Raw genomic sequence first — 18,580 nt, 5'->3', positions numbered from 1 at the left:
GGGGAACGGCGTCGCCGCCCTGGTGCGCGGGGCAGCCGGGCGGCGGTGGCTGGGTGGCGCTGTGCAGCTGAGGGGGTGTCACGTGGGGTCCTTGGGGGCGGAACGCGCGGTGGACAGGGCGTACAGGTGGTGGACGAGGGCCAGCAGTACGTCCTTGCTGGACTCGCGGGAGCGCGCGTCGCACTCGACGAGCGGGATCTCAGCGGGCAGATCGAGCGCCTCGCGCACCTGTTCGGCCGTGTGCCGGGGGCCGCCGAAGTCGTTGCGCGCGACGATGAACGGCGTGCCGTGCGCCTCCAGCCGGTCGATGGCGTACCAGGAGTCCTCCAGCCGCCGGGTGTCCACCAGGACGACGGCACCCAGCGTGCCGGAGAAGAGCCGGTCCCACAGGAACCAGAACCGCTCCTGGCCCGGTGCGCCGAACAGGTACAGCACCGTCTCCTCGTTGAGGCTGATCCGGCCGAAGTCGAAGGCGATGGTGGTGGTCGTCTTGCCCTGCACGGCCGAGAGGTCGTCGACGCCCTCACCGGCACGGGTCATCGTCTCCTCGGTGTTCAGCGGACGGATGTCGCTGACAGCCCGCACCATGGTCGTCTTGCCGACACCGAAGCCGCCGACGACCACGATCTTCAGTCCCTGTGCCGCCGTACTGAGCAGCGGCGGACGGGCCTCGGCGCCTGCGGTCGCCACCGAATTCCATTCAGATGTTGCGGAGTCCAACGAGCACCTGCTTCAGGATGTCGGGATCGGGCAGTGCGTCAGCGGTCTGGGCCCGCCGCGGGTGACGGGCGGTGATCTTCCCCTGGGCGAGCAGGTCGCCCAGCAGGATGCGGACGACGCTCACCGGCAGGCCCAGATCGGCGGCGAGTTCCACCACCGCCGTGGGAAAGCGGCAGATACGGAGGATCGCGGCGTGCTCCGACTGCATGCCGCGCACCGGGGCGCTCTCGCTGACCACGAGCGTCACCAGGTCGAAGGTCTCGGCTCCGACCGTGGAACGGCTGCGCCCACCGGTCACGGTGTACAGCCGGTCCGGGTCCTCGTCCCGGCCCGGCCGGGTCATACTGCTCCGCCTCCGTCTGCCGGTCCGCCGCGGCCGTCGCCCGTGGCGGACTGGCGCGGCGGTGCGCTGAGGTACTCGCTGAGCTGTTCGATCAGCTCGTTCATGTTGTGGCCGATGAGACCCACGTCGGAGTCCTCCTCGGCGACGACGGCCAGATGTGCGCCGTCGCCCGCCTCCACGACGAACAGGATGCCGCCGTAGAACTCCGCCATCGCCTGGCGGACACCGCCGTTGCCGTTGCCGAACTCCACGGAAGCCCCGTGCGACAGGCTCTGGATACCGGCCGAGATGGCCGCGAGCTGGTCGGCCTGGTCGATGGAGAGCTCCGGGGTACGGCACAGTTTGAGGCCGTCCCGGGAGAGCACGAGAGCGTGCCGGGCGCCCGGCGTGCGCTCCAGGAGACTTTCCAGCAACCAGTCGAGCTTGCTGTCAGTGATCATTCGGTGTCGTCCTCCGAGAGGGAAGAGGAGCGGGTGGGGGAGGAGGCGGAAGGCAGCGGGTTCCGGCCGGTTTCTTCCGGGTCGCCGGCGCCCTGTACGGCCCGGCGGAAGTCGCCGAACCGCGCACCGGAGGGGCGCTTCCTGCCGGAGGGTGCCGGGTCGTTCGCGGCCCCTTCTCCGGCGTCCGGTGCGGTCCCGCGCTCGGAGCCGGTGCGCTCCGTCCGGGACGAGGCGGCCGAGGCCCGGGCGACGGCGGCGAGGGTCTGCCCCCGCCGCCGTTTGGGCAGCCCGCTCTCGCCGTACTCCTGGGGTGGCGGTCCCGCGGTCGCATAGGCGCCGCTCTCCCGCTGCTCGTGGCCCTGGGCGCCCGGCTGGTCGGCGTCGGCGGGCTCCGGCTGCCGGGCGTGGTCGGGGGCCGCACGAAGGGGGCCGGTGGGCGCGGCGGCGGGGCCGGGGCCGGGGGCGGTGCGGGCGGCCTGCTCGGTGGTCGCGGCCTGCTCGGCGGCACCGGCCTGCTCGGCGGTCGCGCCGGACCGGTCGGCCGTCGGGCGCTCGGGCTCGGCGCTCCGGGGCCCGCCCAGCGAGGCGCGGGGCGCCTGCGCGGGCCGGACCACCGGGGGAGCCGAGGGAACCCGCTCCTCGCGGCGCGGCTCGGTGACCAGCTCGCGCGGGATGCGGACGAGCACGCCCGTCCCGCCGTGCGCGGAGGGCCGGAAGGAGACGGACAGGCCGTGCTTGCGGGCCAGCCGTCCCACCACGGCGAGACCGAGCCGGGTGCCGGACAGCGTGGCCAGGTCGCCGTGCTCCCCGGCGACGGCCTGCTGGGCGCGGCGCAGCGCGACCTCTCCCATCACCAGGCCGCCGTCCTCGACGGTGATGACCACACCGGCGGCCACCTCCTCGACGTAGACGTGCACCTCGGAGGTGGGCGGGGAGAAGTTCGCGGCGTTGTCCATCACCTCGGCCAGCAGGTGCATCACGCCCTCGGCCGCGTGGCCGGCGACGGCGACCTCGCTCGTCGAGTGCAGCCGCACCCGCTGGTAGCCGCTGATCCGGCCCATGGCGCCGCGCAGGATGGACTCCATCACGATCGGCTTGGCCCAGCGGCGGCCCGAGCGCGCGCCGGTGAGTACGGCGATGGAGTCCGCGATCCGGCCCATCTGTGCGTTCCTGTGGTCCAGCTGCAACAGGTCGGCCAGTACGTCCTCGTCGGCGTGCCGGTGCTCCATCTCGCGCAGGTCGGCGGCCATGCTGGTGGCCAGCGCCTGCACCCGGCCTGCCGCGTTGGCGCAGGCCGACATCGCGGCGGCGCGCATGTTCTCGCCCTTGTGGACCTCGCGCGCCAGGGTGACCAGCACCCGGCGCTGGGTCTCGGAGGTCACCGGGGGAGCGTCGGCCAGCGCGGTCTCGGCCGAGCCGCCGCTCCGCAGCCGGTCCACGACGGCGGGCACGATCGCCTCGGCGAAGTGGCTGTCGGCCGCGTCCCGTTCGGCTTCCCGCGCCTGGGCGGCCGCCAGCGCGGCCCGTAGCGAGCGGCTGGTGAGCCGGGCGTGCGCCGCCACGGTGACCGCGGCGCACAGCGCCACTCCGGCCGCACCGGCGCCCCAGGTGACCTCGGCGCGCGCGGAGGTGTCGCTGAGATAGACGGCGATCAGACACGCGAGACCCGCGACCACGACGGAGACCAGCAGCGCCAGCGCCGTACCTGTGGCGGTCCCGGTCCCGGCGGCGGTCCCAGCGCCTCTGGTGGCCCCCGTGCCCGCGGCGGTCCCGGTGGCGGCTCCGGCACCGGCGGTGGCCGGCCGACCCGGGCCCGTGACCGGCTGAGTGGTGCCCGTGGCCGGCTGCGCGGCGCCGAGAGCCGGTTGACCCGCGCCTGCGGCCGGTGGCGGTGATATCTCGGGGGAGGTCATCAATCAGGTCCTAGGGGACGGAGCCGGGCAGAGGCGAGAGCTGAGCCGCAGCCCTCCGATCAACGTCGCACCAATATAGGCCAGTTAGTGATCACTAAGCGCCAGAGGGGTGTTCCGGTTCAGACATCCACTCGCACCACCCGTCACACCGGCCTCACGCGCCGCGCCGGAACCGCGTACCACAGGCATCATGGGCGCCACGGAGGCATCATGAGAAGAGTGCAGGCAAGTGAACGACGAGGCCCGGCGCGCACCGAGCCGCAGCCCCCGCCCCCGGACGGCATCCTGTGGGACGTCGTCGGGGAAGTGCGGCAGCTGCTCATCCTGCCCGCCGCGCTCACCTTGCAGGTCGCCCACCCCGCCGTCGGGGCCGGAGTGGACGAGCACTCGGTCTTCCGCACCGACCCGTGGGGCCGCGGCGAACGCTCCATGAACAGCTTTCTGACCTGGGTCTACGGTGGCGACGAAGCCCTCGCCGAGGGCCGCAGACTGCGCGCGCTGCACAAGCACATCCAGGGTGTCGACGCCCATGGGCGCCGCTACCACGCGCTCACCCCCGCCTACTACGCGTGGGTGCACGCCACCGGCTTCCCCACCTACCGGCACGCCCAGCGCTACCTCGGCCGCCGCCCCTACACCGACGCCGAGGAGCGGCAACTGTACGCCGAATGGCTCCAGGTCGGTCGCGTGCTGGGCATCGCCGACCGGGACATGCCGTCCTCCAGGGAGGAGTTCTGGCCCTACTGGCGCCGGATGCTGGCCGAGGAGATCGAGCCCACCAAGGTCGTCGGGGAACTCACGGCGCTCAACACCGACATCCCGCCGCCGCCGTACGGGCCGCGTGCCGTGCGGCGGGTGCTCGCCGCGGTCTGGCCGCTGCTGCTTCCCGGATTCGCCCGGTTCCGGCGGTTCATGACCATCGGACTGATGCCCCCCGAAGCGCGTGAGGTCCTGCGGCTGCCGTGGACGCCCCGTCAGGAACGGCGACTGCGCCGCCTCGGCCGCGTCCTCGCCCACACGCTGCCCCTCCTCCCCGAGCGCCTCCGCTACTTGCCCTACGCCCGCAGGGCCCGCGCGGCCCGCCGCTGACCCCGCGCGGGGCGCCCGCGATGAAAGGCGCTCCCGCACGGGCCGTGCGCCGGACTCAGTGGCGAGGGTGGTCGGCGGTGTGGATCTGCTTCCAGGAACGGGGCCGCTCCGGTGTGCCCTTGGCGGCGAACGACGCCGCTCCCGCGTCCGCCCCGGCGGCGGGCTTCGACGGCTGGTACAGCCAGGTGTCGAAGAGCTCGGAGAGCGGCTCGCCGGACACCTTCTCCGCGTACGCGACGAAGTCCCGCACCTCCGCGTTGCCGCCCTGGTACTTCTGCGGCCAGCCCTTCAGCACGGCGAAGAAGTCCTTGTCGCCGATCTCGTTGCGCAGGGCCTGCAGCGCCATGGCGCCACGGTCGTAGACCGCGCGGTGGAACTGGTTCTCCGGCCCCGGGTCGCCCGGCTTCACCTTCCAGAACGGGTCGTCGGCCGGGTGCGAGGCGTAGGCGTAGTCGGCCAGCTCCTGCGCGGTACCCTCGCCCTGGTCCTCGGACCACAGCCACTGCGCGTACCGCGCGAAGCCCTCGTTGATCCAGATATCCTTCCAGCCCTTGACCGAGACGCTGTCCCCGTACCACTGGTGGGCCATCTCGTGGACGACGACGGAGGTGTTGGAGCCGTCGGCGAAGTCGTCGGGGCTGTAGAAGGGCCGGGTCTGGGTCTCCAGCGCGTAGGTGGTGTCGGTGTTGGGGACGTAGCCGCCGAGCGCCTCGAAGGGGTACCGGCCGAAGTAGCCCTCCAGCCAGTCGGTGATCTCGGCGGTGCGCTCGACGCTGGCCCGTGCCGCGCCCTCGTGCTCGCCCAGGTCCTTGCTGTAGGCGTTGATGACGGGCAGGCCCGAGTCGGTCTTCGCCGTCGTGATGTCGAACTTGCCGACTGCCAGGGTGGCCAGATAGGTGGCCTGCGGGGCGCGGGACCGCCAGTTGTAGCGGGTCCAGCCCGCCCGCGAGCGCTGCGACTGGAGGGTGCCGTTGCTGATGGCCTGGGTGCCGTCGGGGACGGCGACGCTGATGTCGTAACTGGCCTTGTCGGTGGGGTGATCGTTGCTGGGGAACCACCACCAGGCGGCCTCGGGCTCGTTGGCGGCCACCCCGCCGTCCTTGGTGCGGTGCCAGGAGGTGTAGTCGTCCACCTTCACCTTGGAGGGCACGCCGTGGTAGCGCACGACGACCGTGGCCTGCCGGCCTTCGGCGAGCGGCTCGGCCGGTGTCACCTCCAGTTCGTGCGCGCCGGAGGTCTTGAACCGGGCCTTCTTGCCGTTCACCCGCACCTCGCTGACGTCCAGCGCGAAGTCCAGGTTGAAGCGGGAGAGGTCCTGCTCGGCGGTGGCCAGCAGGGTGGCGGTGCCCGACAGCTTGTCCGTCTTCGGCTGGTAGGTGAGCCGAAGGTCGTAGTGGGAGACGTCGTAGCCGCCGTTCCCGTAGTCCGGGTAGTAGGGGTCGCCCACGCCCGGGGCTCCCGGGGTCGGCTCGGCCGCCGAGGCCGGGACCGTGAGCAGCAGCGAGGCCGCGGCTATGGCACCCGGGACGATCAGTCTGTGACGCACGAGTCCTCCAACTCTTCCTGCGACAGGAGTCACTTCGTCGAAGCGTATGTACTCATGCGTCACACGGCATGTCCACAGCAACCATCGTCATTCGGCCTTCGTACGGTCGACACAGGCCCCCTTCTGCACAGGGGTACATACGGCTACCGTCCCTCATATGGGGATAAGCCCGCGGCTCGGCCGCTCCCGGTGGAAGACCGCAGCCATGACCTCGGCGGTGCTGCTCGTCCCGCTGCTCGCCACCACGTCCGCACGGGCCACCCCCGGCGGCACGGCCCAGGACCCGGCCGCCTCGTCCCCGCGCACCGGTTTCGAACGCTCGCACGGCGCCCGCTGGACGACGCAGCCCGAGGAGCAGAGGTTCCTGCGCGCCGTGGCCAGAGCCAGTGGCCGCGTCACCCTGGAGACCATCGGCCGCACCGCACAGGGGCGCCCCCTGCACCTCGTCAGCATCGGCGCCCCCGCACCGCCGCGCCCGGAGCAGGTGCGGCGCGGCAACTCCGTGCTGCTGGTCTGCTCCCAGCACGGCGACGAACCCGCGGGCCGCGAGGCGTGCCTGACGACGATCCGGGACCTGGCGTTCGCCAAGGACCACGCCACCCGGCGCTTCCTCAGCCGTACGACGCTGCTGGTCGTCCCCACCGCCAACCCCGACGGCCGGGCAGCCGACACCCGTGGCAACTCCAGCGGCACCGACATCAACCGCGACCACCTCGCCCTCCGGACGGCCGAGGCCCGCGCCCTGGCGGCAGTCCTCCGCGACCGGCGCCCCGACACCGTCCACGACCTGCACGAGTACGGTGCCCACGCGCCGTACTACGTCAAGGACCTGCTCTCCCTGTGGCCCCGCAACCTCAACACCGCACGCCCCGTGCACCGGGAGGCCACGGTGCTGTCCGAGCGCCATGTACGCCCCGCAGCCGAGGACGCGGGCTACAGCACCGGCATCTACGGCATCTGGACCGACCCGGAGACCGGCGAGCCCGTCAAGCAGGTCGCCGGCGACGGGCAGGAGCGCATCCTCCGCAACACCGTGGGCGTCAAACACTCCGTCGGACTGCTGGCCGAGACCCGCACCGATCCTCTCGGCGACGAGGAGGAGTCGGACGACGCCGTCAACAAGCGGCGCCGCGTCCGGTCCCATCTGGCAGCGCTCAAGGGCGCGTTCGACTTCGCGGAGCGCCGTCGCGGCCGGATCGAGGCGGCCACCGAACGGGCCCGTGCGGAGGGGTCGGCCGACCGCGGCCCCGTCTATCTGGGCGGCGCTGACAACGAGGAGCCCGCCGAGGACCAGGTGCTGGCCGATCCCCCCTGCGGGTACGAGCTGACCGCCGCGCAGTGGCGCGAGGTCGGTTCCACGTTGGAGCTGCACGGTGTGCGGGCCGAGGAGCGGCGCGGTGGCGGCGCGTTCGTGCCGCTGCGGCAGTCGCAGCGGGCGCTGGTGCCGTTGCTGCTGGACGGGCGGGCGGAGTTCGAGCTGACGGAGGGGAAGCCGGTGCAGGTGTGTGGTGCGGATTCTGCTGACTAGCCGCAGCCCCGCACCCCTGGAAGAACAGTCTCCCCACGCCGCTACGCCCGCTCACGGCGGGCCGACAAGCCGCGCCGCGTCGACCGCGCAGCCCCAGGAGACGGTGACGCCCGCGCCCCCGTGGCCGTAGTTGTGTACGCACAGCGAGGTGCCGCCCCGCCCGTCGGGCACCCGCTCAGCCTCCAGCCGGACGCTGGGACGGAACGGCCGCAGCCCCACCCGGTGCTGGAGGACCGTGGCCGTGGCCAGCCCGGGGTGGACGGCGGCGCACCGCCGCAGAATCGCAGCGGCGGTCGCGCGGTCGGGCTCGCGCTCCTCGGCGCCGTCCTCCGCCGTACCGCCGAGGACCAGGCCGTAGGGCTGCGGAAGGATGTACGTCGTCTCGGCGGCGCTGTCGCTCGCTGCCACGTACCACTCCTCGACGCCGGGGTTCTCGACGACGACGAGCTGGCCGCGTACGGGCCGCACCGTCGGGTCGGGCACCAGTTCGCGGGCGCCGAGGCCGGTGCAGTTCACCACGGCCGGTGCCGCTGCCGCCGCCTCGGTGAGGGAGCCGGCCGCGCGCTGTTCCCAGCGCCCGCCCGCGGCCTCGAACCGGTCGGCCAGATAACGGAGATAACTCGGCATGTCGACAAGAGGGGCGCGTGGAGGGGACCCGGTCAGCGCGCTCCACTCCGGGGGCGGTGCGCTGCCCGGCATCCGCCCGCGCACCAGCCGCACACCCGTGGCCTCCGGCTGCTCGGCGAGCCAGGAGAAGTGCCGGAAGGAGCGGACCGCCCAGTCGAGGGCCTGCTTCTCGGGCTCGATGCGGTACGGCCAGATCAGTCCGCCCGCGACCGCCGAGGTCGTCGCACCGGCGGGGTCAGGGCTCCAGATCCGTACGTCCATCCCGCGCTCCGCCAGGACAACGGCCGCCGTCAGCCCGATCACCCCGCCGCCGAGGACGACCACCTCCGCGCCGTCCCGGCGCCTCGCCTCACCCATGTGTCACCTCACCCATGCCGCGACACTACGTGCCGACGGCGCGCATGTGCTCCGTCAGGGCGCCACGTATCCGGGCCTGTTCGCGGAGGCGGACACGTACTCGGAGGCGGGCACGCCGGCGGGCGCCGGGACGGAGGCGCGGTCGGCGGCTGGGACGGAGGCGCGGTCGGTCGCCGTCTCCTGGGCGAGCAGGTCCAGGGTGAGCGCAGCCGTCCAGCCGAAGTCGACGGCACCACGGCCCTGCCCGGTGTACGGGTCGAGATACTCGGCGAACCGGCTGGCAGCGGCCGCGTGCAGCACCTCGGCGCGCAGCACATCGGCCCGCGCATGGGCGCCGTGCTGCCTGAGGCCGCGCTCCAGCAGCCAGTTGACGTTGAACCAGGCGGGACCCCGCCAGTAGCGGTGCCGGTCGAAGCCGGTGCCGCACAGGTCGTAACTGGGCAGCAGCCGCACCAGACTTCCGAGGCCGTAGTGCTCACCCGAGACCGTACGCAGCAGCGTCTCCACCACGGGCCGGGGCAGTTCGGGCGCCAGCAGGGGCAGCAGCCCGGCGGCGCTGCGCTCGGCCACCAGCCGACCGCCGTGCCCGTCACCGGTCCCCGTGTCAGGCTCCGCACGCAGGTCGCGGCAGAGGAACTGCCCGGCCTCGGGGGACCACAGCCGTTCCACCAGTGCCTCGGTCAGCGCGGCAGCCCGCCGCCGGTGCGGGTCCGGCTCGCCGTCCAGCACCTCCGCGATCCGGGCCAGCGCGTACTCGGAGGCGAGGAACAGGGCGTTGAAGCCGGGGTCCTCGACGGCGAAGGAGTGCGGGGCCTCGGCGTCGCGGTAGCCGTGGTCGCGGTACTCGGCGGCCAGCCGCACATAGCGCCCGTAGTCCAGATCGGTCGGCCGGTCGGACGCGGCGCCGTGCACCAGGTCGGCGCGGTGGAACGAACCGGGGGCCGCGGGCTCGATCCGCTCCAGCGGGCCGTCCCAGCACGGGCTGTTGTCCATGCCCGGCTCCCACGGGTGCACCACGGCTGCCAGCCCGTGCCCGCCCAGGTCGCGGTGGCCGGCGAGATAGCGGTGCCAGGCCACCAGCCGCGGATACACCCGGTCCAGGAAGCCGCGTCGGTGCGAGGTGTGCGGGTCGGCGCTGTACACCAGCCAGGCGGCCAGCGCGTGCACCGGCGGCTGCACCACGCCGGACGTCTCGACCCCGCGCGGCGCTCCGGCATCGGCGCCGGCCGTGGAGGAGCGCCAGAAGTCGGGGCTGGGGAAGTACGCGTCGAGCGGCACCGCGCGGTTGAAGACGATGTGCGGCACCCGCCCGTCGCCCCACTGCGCCGACAGCAGCGTCTCGATCTCCTGCTGGGCCCGTACGGGGGACAGGTGGCGCAGCCCGATCGCGATGAACGCCGAGTCCCAGCTCCACTGGTGCGGATACAGCTCGCGGGACGGGACGGTCGAGGTGCCGGTCCAGTTGCCGCGCAGCACCTGGCAGGCGGCGCTGTGCAGCGCCTCGCGCTTCGGCCGCCGGATTCGGCCCGGGGAGAGCCGCTGTCGGGGAGCCGTCGTCACCAAGCCGCGCCTGTCGCGGTCTCGGTGCGGTTGGGTGACTCGCTCCACAGGGGGCTCCGGGCGGCTGGGCTTCAGAGGTTTCGTCGAAGGTACATCGAGGTTACGTCTAGCGGACAGACAGAACTGGGGTGGAGATGCGTAACTCACACCCACAATGTGACGAATTCCACAGCGGGGAGGGCTGTGGTGGGTGAGCCTGAACCGGACAAACGTGATAAGAGTCTCACCATCCCGTCGTCCCGCTGTTCTTCGCCGCCGATCGGCGGTGCGGACAAGAGCTGAGGAGAGCATGACCGGTACCACCGGCAACCAGTCGAGCGCGGGCCACCTGCTGCAGCTCATCCGGGACGGCCGGGCCACCACCCGGGGCGCCCTGCAGCGGGTCACCGGACTGTCCAGGTCCACCGTCGGCCACCGCCTCGACCAGCTCTTCGCCGCGGGCTGGCTCCGCGAGGGCGAGGCCGCACCGGCTCCGGGCTCCACCGGCGGACGGCCCTCGGCGCGGCTGGAGTTCGACGCCGGGCACGCGGTCGTGCTCGCCGCGGACCTCGGCACCCGGCACGCCACGGCCGGCGTGCTCGACCTGGCCGGAAACGTGCTGGCCGAACGCTCGGGCCGGATGCTCATAGGTGACGGGCCCGAACTGGTACTCGATCGGCTCGGGCAGTGGTTCGCCGAGCTCCTCAAGGAACACGGCACCGATCCCGCACGGGTCTGCGGCATCGGGCTCTCGGTGCCCGGCCCCGTCGACGTCGGCTCCGGGACCGTCGTCCAGCCGCCGATCATGCCCGGCTGGGACGGGTACCCGTTGCGCGCCCGTATGCGGGACGCCTACGCGGCGCACGTCACCGGGGCCGCGCCCGTGTCGGCCTCGCCCGCCTCCTCCCTCTCCTCCGCGATCCCCGTGTTCGTCGACAACGACGCCAACCTGATGGCCTACGCCGAACAGCGCGCCGGCTACCCCGACTGTGCGGCGTTCCTCCTGGTCAAGGTCGCCACCGGGATCGGGGCCGGTGTCGTCGTGGACGGCCGTCCCTACCGGGGTGTCGACGGGGGCGCGGGCGACATCGGGCACATCCGGCTGGCCGACTGCCCCGATGCACTGTGCATGTGCGGGAACCATGGCTGCCTCGCGGCGGTCGCCGGCGGGCGAGCGCTGGCCGACCAGTTGTCCGCGGTGGGAGGGCCTGCCGCTTCCTCCTCCGGGTCCGGGTCCGATGTTCGGGACCAGCTCGCCGCGGGGCGGCCCGAAGCGGTGCGGTTGGCGCGCGAGGCCGGGCGGCGTGTGGGTGAGGTGCTGGTCACTGTGGTGACCCTGCTCAACCCTGGCGTTCTGATGATCGCCGGGGATTTGGCTGGTACGCCTTTTCTGACTGGCGTACGGGAGTTGCTGTATCAGCGGGCGTTGCCTCGTACGACCGCCCATTTGGATGTGGTGACTTCGCGGTTGGGGGAGCGGGCGGGACTGATCGGCGCCGCGTTGATGGTGGTCGACGAGTTGTACGCCCCCACCCGTGCGGACGCCCGCCTCACTGGGACCGCCCCCATTGGCTGAGGGTCCATCCTTGGGCCCCCTCCCGTTCATGGGGGCTCCGCCCCCAAACCCCCGGGTCCTCGCCGGACGGGCGCTGGGGCGGCTCCTCCCCCAGACTCCGTCCGGGGGGACCCCCACCCAACCACCCCCCGCTACGGGGGCTTCGCCCCCCTAGGAGCCCCCTTCCGCAAAACGGCACCCCGGTAGACGTTCCCTGGTTCCGGCTCATGGATGAGGCCCTTGGCTTGTGCCGGTGACTCCCGCAGGGTCGTCACCGGCCGGTCCAAGGACCCGCACCACTGAGGGGACGCTCTTTGCGTCAATGGGGCTCGGGATTGCGGAAGGGGGGTTCTAGGGGGGCGAAGCCCACCTAGCGGGGGGCCGTTGGGGGGCGGAGCCCCCCGACACGACCACTCGGCGGTGTGCCGGGACACAAAGGGGGCGTGCGTCCACAACGCGGCGGGCCACCCCGTGAGGGACTCGCCCCCCGACACGACCACTCGGCGGCGAGCCGGGACACAAACGGGGCGTGCGTCCACAACGCGGCGGGCACTCAGAAAGGGCTCACAAGGATTCGGGGGCCATTTCTTGGAGGTGGCCGCCCGCAAGGGCAACGCCCCGGTCGATGTTCAGCTCTTTCAGGAACGGTACGTCGTGGCTGGCCACCAGCAACGCTCCCTCATACGCGCCGAGCGCCCCGCACAACTGCCGTACGCTCGCAATATCCAAATTGTTCGTCGGCTCGTCCAGCAACAACAACTGCGGCCCCGGCTCGGCAAGCATCACCGCCGCCAGCGTCGCGCGAAAGCGCTCGCCCCCCGAGAGCGTGCCGACCACCCGGTCGGCACGCTCACCACGGAAGAGGAACCGCGCCAGCCGCGCCCGGATGTGCTGATTGGTCGCCTCGGGCGCCAGCTTGGCGACGTTCTCGACCACGGACAGCCCGTCGTCCAGCACATCCAGCTGCTGGGGCAGATACCGCAGCGGCACATGGGTCCGCACCTCGCCCGCCGCGGGCGCCAACTCGCCGGCGATGGTCCGCAGCAGCGTCGTCTTGCCCGCGCCGTTGGGGCCGACCAGCGCGATCCGGTCGGGCCCGTGCACCCGCAGCGAAGCGCCGGCACCGTTCCGCAGCACCACCTCGTCGAGTTCCAGGACCTGCCGGCCGCGCGGCACCGCGGTGAACGGGAGTTGGACGCGGATCTCGGCGTCCTCCCGTACCCGCTCGGCGGCATCCTGCAGCCGCTCCTTGGCCTCTTCCAGGCGCTGCTCGTGCAGGATGCGGTGCTTGCCCGCCGCCTCCTGGGCCTGCCGCTTCCGCGCGCCCAGCACGATCTTCGGCTCGCTTCTGGAAGCGGCGGTCTTCCTGCCGTACTGGGCGCGCCGGGCCAGCTTCATCCGTGCCTCGGCCAGGTCGCGCTGCTGGCGCCTGACGTCCGTCTCGGCCGCGCGCATCATCCGTTCGGCGGCCTGCTGTTCGGTGGCGACCGCCTCCTCGTAGGCATCCAGGTTGCCGCCGTACCAGGTGACCTCGCCGCCGCGCAGCTCGGCGATCTGGTCGACCAGGGCGAGCAGTTCGCGGTCGTGGCTGACGACGACCAGGATGCCGTTGAAGGAGGCGACCGCGTCGTACAGCCGCCGCCTGGCCGACCGGTCGAGGTTGTTGGTCGGCTCGTCCAGCAGCAGGACGTCGGGTCTGGCCAGCAGCAGTGCCGCGAGCCGCAGCAGCACCGACTCGCCGCCGGACACCTCACCGATGGTGCGGTCGAGCCCCACATGGGTGAGGCCGAGTCCGTCGAGCGTGGCGCGGGCGCGCTCCTCGACGTCCCAGTTGTCGCCGACGGCGGCGAAGTGCTCCTCGCTGATGTCGCCCGCCTCGATGGCGTACAGCGCGGCGCGGGTGCGGGCGATGCCCAGCGCCTCGTCGACCCGCAGCGAGGTGTCGTGGGTGAGGTTCTGCGGCAGGTAGCCGATCTCGCCCGTGGCCTTGACGGTGCCCGCTGTCGGGCGCAGCCGGCCGGCGAACAGCTGCAAGAGGGTGGATTTGCCGCTCCCGTTGAGGCCGATCAGTCCGGTGCGGCCCTGGCCGACGGACAGATCGAGGCCGTCGAGCAGAGTGCTGCCGTCCGGCCAGGCGAAGGTCAGCCGGGAACAGACGAGGGCGGGGGAGTGGGATGAGGTGGGCACAGGGCCTCCAGGTCGCATCGCGGTGGGAGATGAACAACGCGGGAGACACCGGGCCCGAACGGAGCCGTGGACGCATCCGTTTGGGACGGGGGTTCAGAAGAGATGAGAGGCGCGAAGACTGCCGGCCGACTCGCTTCCGAGGTCGCACTCGTGGCACACAGACAGGGCACACGGTGTCTCAGACCTCAGATACGCAACGGCCTCTCCAAACGACGGCAGCAGAGTCGTCGAGGACGATACGCGCGTGCTTTTGCCGTCCGCAAGCCTTTTTCCGCGCGTCCCGATGTGCTGTGCTGCGGGCATGGTCCGTACCAGTCAGCCCAGTCCCGGTTCCGGCCCCGGCCGGCTCCCGACGGTTCCGCTCCGGCCGCTGGAGGTCCCCGCATCGCAGGCGGAAGACCGTGCCAGGTCGTTCTACGAGATCATGTCCCGTCGCCGCACCGTCCGCGACTTCGACAGCCGCCCCGTTCCGGACGGCGTCCTGGAGTGGGCGGTGCGTACCGCCGCCACGGCGCCCAGCGGGGCGCATGTGCAGCCCTGGCGGTTCGTGGTGCTCACCGATCCCGAGCGCAAACGGCGGCTGCGTGCCGCGGCCGAGGAGGAGGAGCGCGAGTTCTACCGGCGCCGCGCCTCCGACGAGTGGCTGGCGGCCCTCGCCCCGCTCGGCACCGACGAGCACAAGCCGTTCCTGCAGACCGCGCCCGCCGTCATTGTCGTCTTCGAGGTGCACAAGGGGCCGGGAACGCCGCGTCCCTACTACACCAAGGAGTCCGTCGGCATCGCCGTCGGCTTCCTCCTCGCCACCCTCCACCAGGCCGGTCTCGCCACCCTCACCCATACGCCGAGCCCGATGCGGTTCCTCAACGAGATCTGCGACCGCCCGGCGGAGGAACGGGGCGCCTATGTCATTCCGGTCGGCTATCCGGCCCCTGGTGCCCGGGTCCCGGACCTGGCGAGGAAGGAACTCGACGAGGTGCTGGTGCGGTTGTGAGTACCCCGCCGTCATGAGGGGCGGGTCTGCCCGGCATACTCCGAGCGCACAACAGTGAACAACGGGAGCGTGCGATGAAGAGTGCGGTACGGGGGATCGCGGGCATGGCCTGCGCGGGCAGCCTGGTCCTCGTGGCGGCGGGATGCGGCGGCGGCTCCGCGGAGGACGCCAAGGGCGGTACGGGTGCGAAGGCCGACGGCAAGGAGCGGTCCGCCGCGGTCGGCGTCGTCAGCCGTGCTCGGGCCGCCAAGCTGATCGACCACTACGAGAAGGTCAACAACCGGGCCAACAAGAACTCCGACCCGAAGCTGCTCTCCACCGTCGAAGGCGGCGCGGTCTTCGAGCAGAGCAAGGCCACCTTCAAGATGCAGAAGAACTGGACGGCCAAGCGGCGCGCCGAGTACCGCGAGCCCTTCACCTACGTCGACCGGAAGTTCTACATCCCACGCAAGGGCACCGCGGACTGGTTCGCGATGGTGGCGTACTCGCAGGGGCCCGACCAGAAGAAGGGGAAGTTCCCCGGCATCCTGGTGATGGAGAAGCAGAAGGGCGGCGGCTGGAAGATGGTCACCGCCAGCTACAGCGAGACCAAGAAGCTGCCGCAGCTCGCCAAGGACGAGGACGGCTTCGCGGTGCCGGTCACCAACACCGCGAAGAAGGCCGGAGCGCTGGCCCCGGACTCGCTCTCCGACTCGCTGCTGGACCTCTACACCGAGCAGGTCACCCCCGAGGGCGGCTTCCGGCCGTCCAAGACCACCAAGTGGATCAGCAAGATCCCCAAGACGCAGAACAAGCTGCTGAACCCCCACGGCGCGGCCGAGTTCAGCCGGGGCGAGTCGACGCACGAGTCGGTGTACGCGCTCCGTACCAGGAACGGCGGCTCGCTCGCCGTCTTCAGCACCGAGGTCCGCGAGCACGACCGCGGTACACAGCTGACGGCCACGATCCACCCGTCCGACAAGATGAAGGTCTATGTCGGTGACACCTCGGGGGCGCCGGCCTTCTTCGTCGACTGGCTGCACATCTCCAGCGCCTACATCCGCCCGCAGGGCAGGCCCCATCTGCTGGGCTCCGAGTACGAGATGACCGGAGCCGCCGCGGCCACCGACGCGGACGGCAACATGCCCGGCGCCGACAGCTGAGCCGCTGCCGCCCGGCCCGCCGTTGCGACGGTAACTCCTTCCCTCGCAACGGCGGGCACAGCCACCCGGTGGGCGGGCCCGGCTAGGCCAGACCGGCGCGGCGCAGGGCCTCCGCCATCTCACTGTTGTTCGGCGCAGGGGCCGACGAGCCCTGGCCGCGGCCCTTGTTGCCGCCGCCCTGGCGGCCGCCTCCGCCCTTGCCCGAGCCCTGGCGCTGACGCGGAGTGCCGCCACCGGAGCCGGCACCGGGGCGGCTGCCGCCGCCGCGCCGGCCACCCCGGCGGGCGCCGCCCGCCTCGGGCTCGTCGTCCAGCCGGAGCGTCAGCGAGATCCGCTTGCGGGCCTCGTCCACGTCCAGCACCCGCACCTTGACGATGTCGCCGGGCTTGACCACGTCACGGGGGTCCTTGACGAACGTCTTCGACATCGCCGAGACGTGCACCAGTCCGTCCTGGTGCACCCCGACGTCCACGAACGCGCCGAACGCCGCCACGTTGGTGACCACGCCCTCCAGCACCATGCCCGTGGACAGGTCGCTGAGCTTCTCGACGCCCTCCTTGAAGCTCGCCGTGCGGAACGCCGGACGCGGGTCACGGCCCGGCTTCTCCAGCTCGCGCAGGATGTCGGTGACCGTGGGCAGCCCGAACGAGCCGTTCACGAACTCCTTCGGATCGAGGGCGCGCAGCACCTTGGCGTTGCCGATCAGCGACGGCACATCGGCGCCCGTCCTCGCCACCATGTCGCGGACCACCGGATACGCCTCCGGGTGCACCGCCGAGGCGTCCAGCGGGTCGTCACCGCCGCGGATGCGCAGGAAGCCCGCACACTGCTCGAACGCCTTGGGACCGAGCCGCGCCACGTCCTTGAGCTCCTGACGGCTCTTGAAGGGGCCGTTGGCGTCGCGGTGCGCCACGATGTTCTCCGCCAGGACGGAGCCGATGCCCGAGACCCGGGACAGCAGCGGGGCCGAGGCGGTGTTGACGTCCACCCCGACGCCGTTGACGCAGTCCTCCACCACCGCGTCCAGGGAGCGCGAGAGCTTCACCTCGGACAGGTCGTGCTGATACTGCCCCACGCCGATGGACTTGGGGTCGATCTTCACCAGCTCGGCCAGCGGGTCCTGGAGCCGCCGCGCGATGGAGACGGCGCCGCGCAGCGACACATCCAGCTCGGGCAGCTCCTGCGAGGCGTAGGCCGAGGCGGAGTAGACCGAGGCGCCCGCCTCGGAGACCATCACCTTGGTCAGCTTCAGCTCCGGCTTGGCGGCGATCAGCTCACCGGCGAGCTTGTCGGTCTCCCGGGAGGCGGTGCCGTTCCCGATGGCGACCAGCTCCACCTTGTGCGCCTCGGCGAGCGCCGCCAGCTTCGCCAGGGACTGGTCCCACTGCTTCTGCGGCGCGTGCGGGTAGATGGTGTCGGTCGCCGCGACCTTGCCCGTCGCGTCGATCACCGCCACCTTGACGCCCGTCCGCAGCCCCGGGTCGAGACCGAGGGTGGCACGGGTGCCGGCGGGCGCGGCGAGCAGCAGGTCGCGCAGGTTGGCCGCGAAGACCCGCACCGCCTCGTCCTCGGCAGCGGTCCGCAGCCGGGTGCGCAGGTCGATACCCAGGTGCACCAGGACGCGCGTACGCCACGCCCAGCGCACCGTCTCCACCAGCCACGCGTCCGCGGGGCGCCCCTCGTCGCGCACCCCGAAGCGCTGGGCGATGGAGCGCTCGTAGGAGCTCGGGCCCTGCACGTCCTCCTCACCGGCCGGCTCGGGCTCCATGGTGAGGTCGAGGATCTCCTCCTTCTCGCCGCGCAGCAGCGCGAGAATCCGGTGCGAGGGCAACTCGGTGAAGCTCTCGGCGAAGTCGAAGTAGTCCGCGAACTTGGCGCCCTGCTCCTCCTTCCCCTCCCGCACCTTGGCGGCCAGCCTGCCGCGCTCCCACATCCTCTCCCGCAGCTCGCCGATCAGATCGGCGTCCTCGCTGAAGCGCTCGGTGAGGATCGCGCGAGCGCCCTCCAGGGCAGCGGCGGCATCCGCGACACCCTTGTCGGCGTCGACGAACGCGGCAGCCGCGGCGGACGGCTCCACCGTCGGGTCCGTGAGCAGCCCCTCGGCCAGAGGTTCCAGACCGGCCTCCCGGGCGATCTGCGCCTTGGTGCGCCGCTTGGGCTTGTACGGCAGGTAGATGTCCTCCAGGCGCGCCTTGGAGTCGGCGGCACGGATCTGCTCCGCCAGCTCCTCGGTGAGCTTGCCCTGCCCGCGTACGGACTCCAGGATCGACTCGCGCCGCTCCTCCAGCTCCCGCAGATAGCGCAGCCGCTCCTCGAGGGAGCGCAACTGCGCGTCGTCGAGCATCTCGGTCGCTTCCTTGCGGTAGCGCGCGATGAACGGCACGGTCGACCCGCCGTCGAGCAGCTCGACAGCGGCGCGGACCTGCCGCTCGCGTACGCCGAGTTCCTCGGCGATCCTGCCTTCGATGGTCGTCGTCACGATGGTTCGTTCCGCCTTCTCGGTGCTGTGGTCCCCCGGTAGGCATGCATTGTGGCAGGCGAGTCGGACAGCCCCGCGCAGGCGGGCACGACGGCGGGCCCCACCGGGGGGTGTACGGGTCGGC

14 protein-coding genes are annotated in these 18,580 nt (G+C 72.1%); 5 read left to right on the top strand and 9 right to left on the bottom strand.

The features are described 5' to 3' along the window. Positions 1 to 78 precede the first annotated feature (78 nt). Genes HC362_RS05155 through HC362_RS05140 form a run of 4 tightly spaced genes read right to left on the bottom strand, consistent with a single transcriptional unit; the run spans position 79 to position 3,416 of the window. A complete protein-coding gene (locus HC362_RS05155) occupies positions 79 to 690 on the bottom strand; it encodes an ATP/GTP-binding protein (RefSeq protein ID WP_243082642.1) in 612 nt (203 codons plus the stop codon). A 10-nt stretch (positions 691 to 700) separates the two neighbouring features. Further along, positions 701 to 1,063: a DUF742 domain-containing protein gene (locus tag HC362_RS05150; RefSeq protein ID WP_209267495.1), complete on the bottom strand. Its 363-nt coding sequence runs from the start codon at positions 1,061 to 1,063 to the stop codon at positions 701 to 703. Continuing rightward, positions 1,060 to 1,503, bottom strand: a complete 444-nt coding sequence (locus HC362_RS05145) for a roadblock/LC7 domain-containing protein (protein ID WP_209267496.1) — start codon at positions 1,501 to 1,503, stop codon at positions 1,060 to 1,062. The genes HC362_RS05150 and HC362_RS05145 overlap by 4 nt, the downstream gene beginning before the upstream one ends. Continuing rightward, a complete protein-coding gene (locus tag HC362_RS05140; RefSeq protein ID WP_243082641.1) occupies positions 1,500 to 3,416 on the bottom strand; it encodes an ATP-binding protein in 1,917 nt (638 codons plus the stop codon). The genes HC362_RS05145 and HC362_RS05140 overlap by 4 nt, the downstream gene beginning before the upstream one ends. Before the next feature lie 210 nt (positions 3,417 to 3,626). Here HC362_RS05140 and HC362_RS05135 point away from each other — a divergent pair, with 210 nt between their 5' ends. Then, positions 3,627 to 4,505, top strand: coding sequence for an oxygenase MpaB family protein (locus tag HC362_RS05135; RefSeq protein WP_243082639.1), 879 nt, complete (start codon positions 3,627 to 3,629; stop codon positions 4,503 to 4,505). Positions 4,506 to 4,560: 55 nt separating this feature from the next. Here HC362_RS05135 and HC362_RS05130 read toward each other — a convergent pair whose 3' ends face one another. After that, positions 4,561 to 6,051 carry a M1 family metallopeptidase gene (locus HC362_RS05130; RefSeq protein WP_243082637.1) on the bottom strand — a complete coding sequence of 497 codons (1,491 nt, stop codon included), beginning with the start codon at positions 6,049 to 6,051 and terminating at the stop codon, positions 4,561 to 4,563. A 157-nt stretch (positions 6,052 to 6,208) separates the two neighbouring features. On the opposite strand from HC362_RS05130, the gene HC362_RS05125 reads away from it, so the two are divergent. Then, positions 6,209 to 7,579: a M14 family metallocarboxypeptidase gene (locus HC362_RS05125; RefSeq protein ID WP_243082635.1), complete on the top strand. Its 1,371-nt coding sequence runs from the start codon at positions 6,209 to 6,211 to the stop codon at positions 7,577 to 7,579. 51 nt (positions 7,580 to 7,630) lie between these two features. Here the strand turns inward: HC362_RS05125 and HC362_RS05120 are convergent, their stop codons facing one another. Next, the gene (locus HC362_RS05120; RefSeq protein ID WP_243082633.1) at positions 7,631 to 8,563 is read right to left on the bottom strand and encodes an FAD-dependent oxidoreductase; all 933 of its coding nucleotides are present in this window, start codon (positions 8,561 to 8,563) and stop codon (positions 7,631 to 7,633) included. A 54-nt stretch (positions 8,564 to 8,617) separates the two neighbouring features. Continuing rightward, positions 8,618 to 10,060, bottom strand: a complete 1,443-nt coding sequence (locus tag HC362_RS05115) for a hypothetical protein (RefSeq protein ID WP_243088367.1) — start codon at positions 10,058 to 10,060, stop codon at positions 8,618 to 8,620. A gap of 352 nt (positions 10,061 to 10,412) precedes the next feature. Between HC362_RS05115 and HC362_RS05110 the strand changes: the two genes are divergently transcribed. Further along, positions 10,413 to 11,678: an ROK family protein gene (locus HC362_RS05110; protein WP_243082632.1), complete on the top strand. Its 1,266-nt coding sequence runs from the start codon at positions 10,413 to 10,415 to the stop codon at positions 11,676 to 11,678. Between the two features lie 543 nt (positions 11,679 to 12,221). Here HC362_RS05110 and HC362_RS05105 read toward each other — a convergent pair. Next, entirely contained in the window at positions 12,222 to 13,844 is a 1,623-nt protein-coding gene (locus tag HC362_RS05105; protein WP_243082630.1) for an ABC-F family ATP-binding cassette domain-containing protein, read from the bottom strand. A 301-nt stretch (positions 13,845 to 14,145) separates the two neighbouring features. On the opposite strand from HC362_RS05105, the gene HC362_RS05100 reads away from it, so the two are divergent. Both HC362_RS05100 and HC362_RS05095 read left to right on the top strand, forming a co-directional pair. Continuing rightward, on the top strand, positions 14,146 to 14,835 hold the full coding sequence (locus HC362_RS05100; RefSeq protein ID WP_243082628.1) for a nitroreductase family protein: 690 nt from the start codon (positions 14,146 to 14,148) through the stop codon (positions 14,833 to 14,835). Between the two features lie 74 nt (positions 14,836 to 14,909). Further along, the gene (locus HC362_RS05095) at positions 14,910 to 15,977 is read left to right on the top strand and encodes a hypothetical protein (RefSeq protein WP_243082626.1); all 1,068 of its coding nucleotides are present in this window, start codon (positions 14,910 to 14,912) and stop codon (positions 15,975 to 15,977) included. An 82-nt stretch (positions 15,978 to 16,059) separates the two neighbouring features. On the opposite strand, the gene HC362_RS05090 is transcribed toward HC362_RS05095, so the two are convergent. Further along, positions 16,060 to 18,456, bottom strand: coding sequence for a Tex family protein (locus HC362_RS05090; RefSeq protein WP_243082625.1), 2,397 nt, complete (start codon positions 18,454 to 18,456; stop codon positions 16,060 to 16,062). Positions 18,457 to 18,580 lie beyond the last annotated feature (124 nt).

The organism is Streptomyces sp. 891-h (assembly GCF_022760275.1).
Taxonomy (GTDB): Bacteria; Actinomycetota; Actinomycetes; order Streptomycetales; family Streptomycetaceae; genus Streptomyces; species Streptomyces spirodelae.
Note: the sequence above shows the minus strand (reverse complement) of the source record. Positions and strands in the feature narration are given on the sequence as shown.

What these genes read in the sequence shown, in the direction of transcription:
- HC362_RS05150 (WP_209267495.1), bottom strand. Translation starts at nt 1,063, where the DNA reads ATGACCCGGCCGGGCCGGGACGAGGACCCGGACCGGCTGTACACCGTG.
- HC362_RS05145 (WP_209267496.1), bottom strand. Translation starts at nt 1,503, where the DNA reads ATGATCACTGACAGCAAGCTCGACTGGTTGCTGGAAAGTCTCCTGGAG.
- HC362_RS05140 (WP_243082641.1), bottom strand. Translation starts at nt 3,416, where the DNA reads ATGACCTCCCCCGAGATATCACCGCCACCGGCCGCAGGCGCGGGTCAA.
- HC362_RS05135 (WP_243082639.1), top strand. Translation starts at nt 3,627, where the DNA reads ATGAGAAGAGTGCAGGCAAGTGAACGACGAGGCCCGGCGCGCACCGAG.
- HC362_RS05125 (WP_243082635.1), top strand. Translation starts at nt 6,209, where the DNA reads ATGGGGATAAGCCCGCGGCTCGGCCGCTCCCGGTGGAAGACCGCAGCC.
- HC362_RS05120 (WP_243082633.1), bottom strand. Translation starts at nt 8,563, where the DNA reads ATGGGTGAGGCGAGGCGCCGGGACGGCGCGGAGGTGGTCGTCCTCGGC.
- HC362_RS05110 (WP_243082632.1), top strand. Translation starts at nt 10,413, where the DNA reads ATGACCGGTACCACCGGCAACCAGTCGAGCGCGGGCCACCTGCTGCAG.
- HC362_RS05100 (WP_243082628.1), top strand. Translation starts at nt 14,146, where the DNA reads ATGGTCCGTACCAGTCAGCCCAGTCCCGGTTCCGGCCCCGGCCGGCTC.
- HC362_RS05095 (WP_243082626.1), top strand. Translation starts at nt 14,910, where the DNA reads ATGAAGAGTGCGGTACGGGGGATCGCGGGCATGGCCTGCGCGGGCAGC.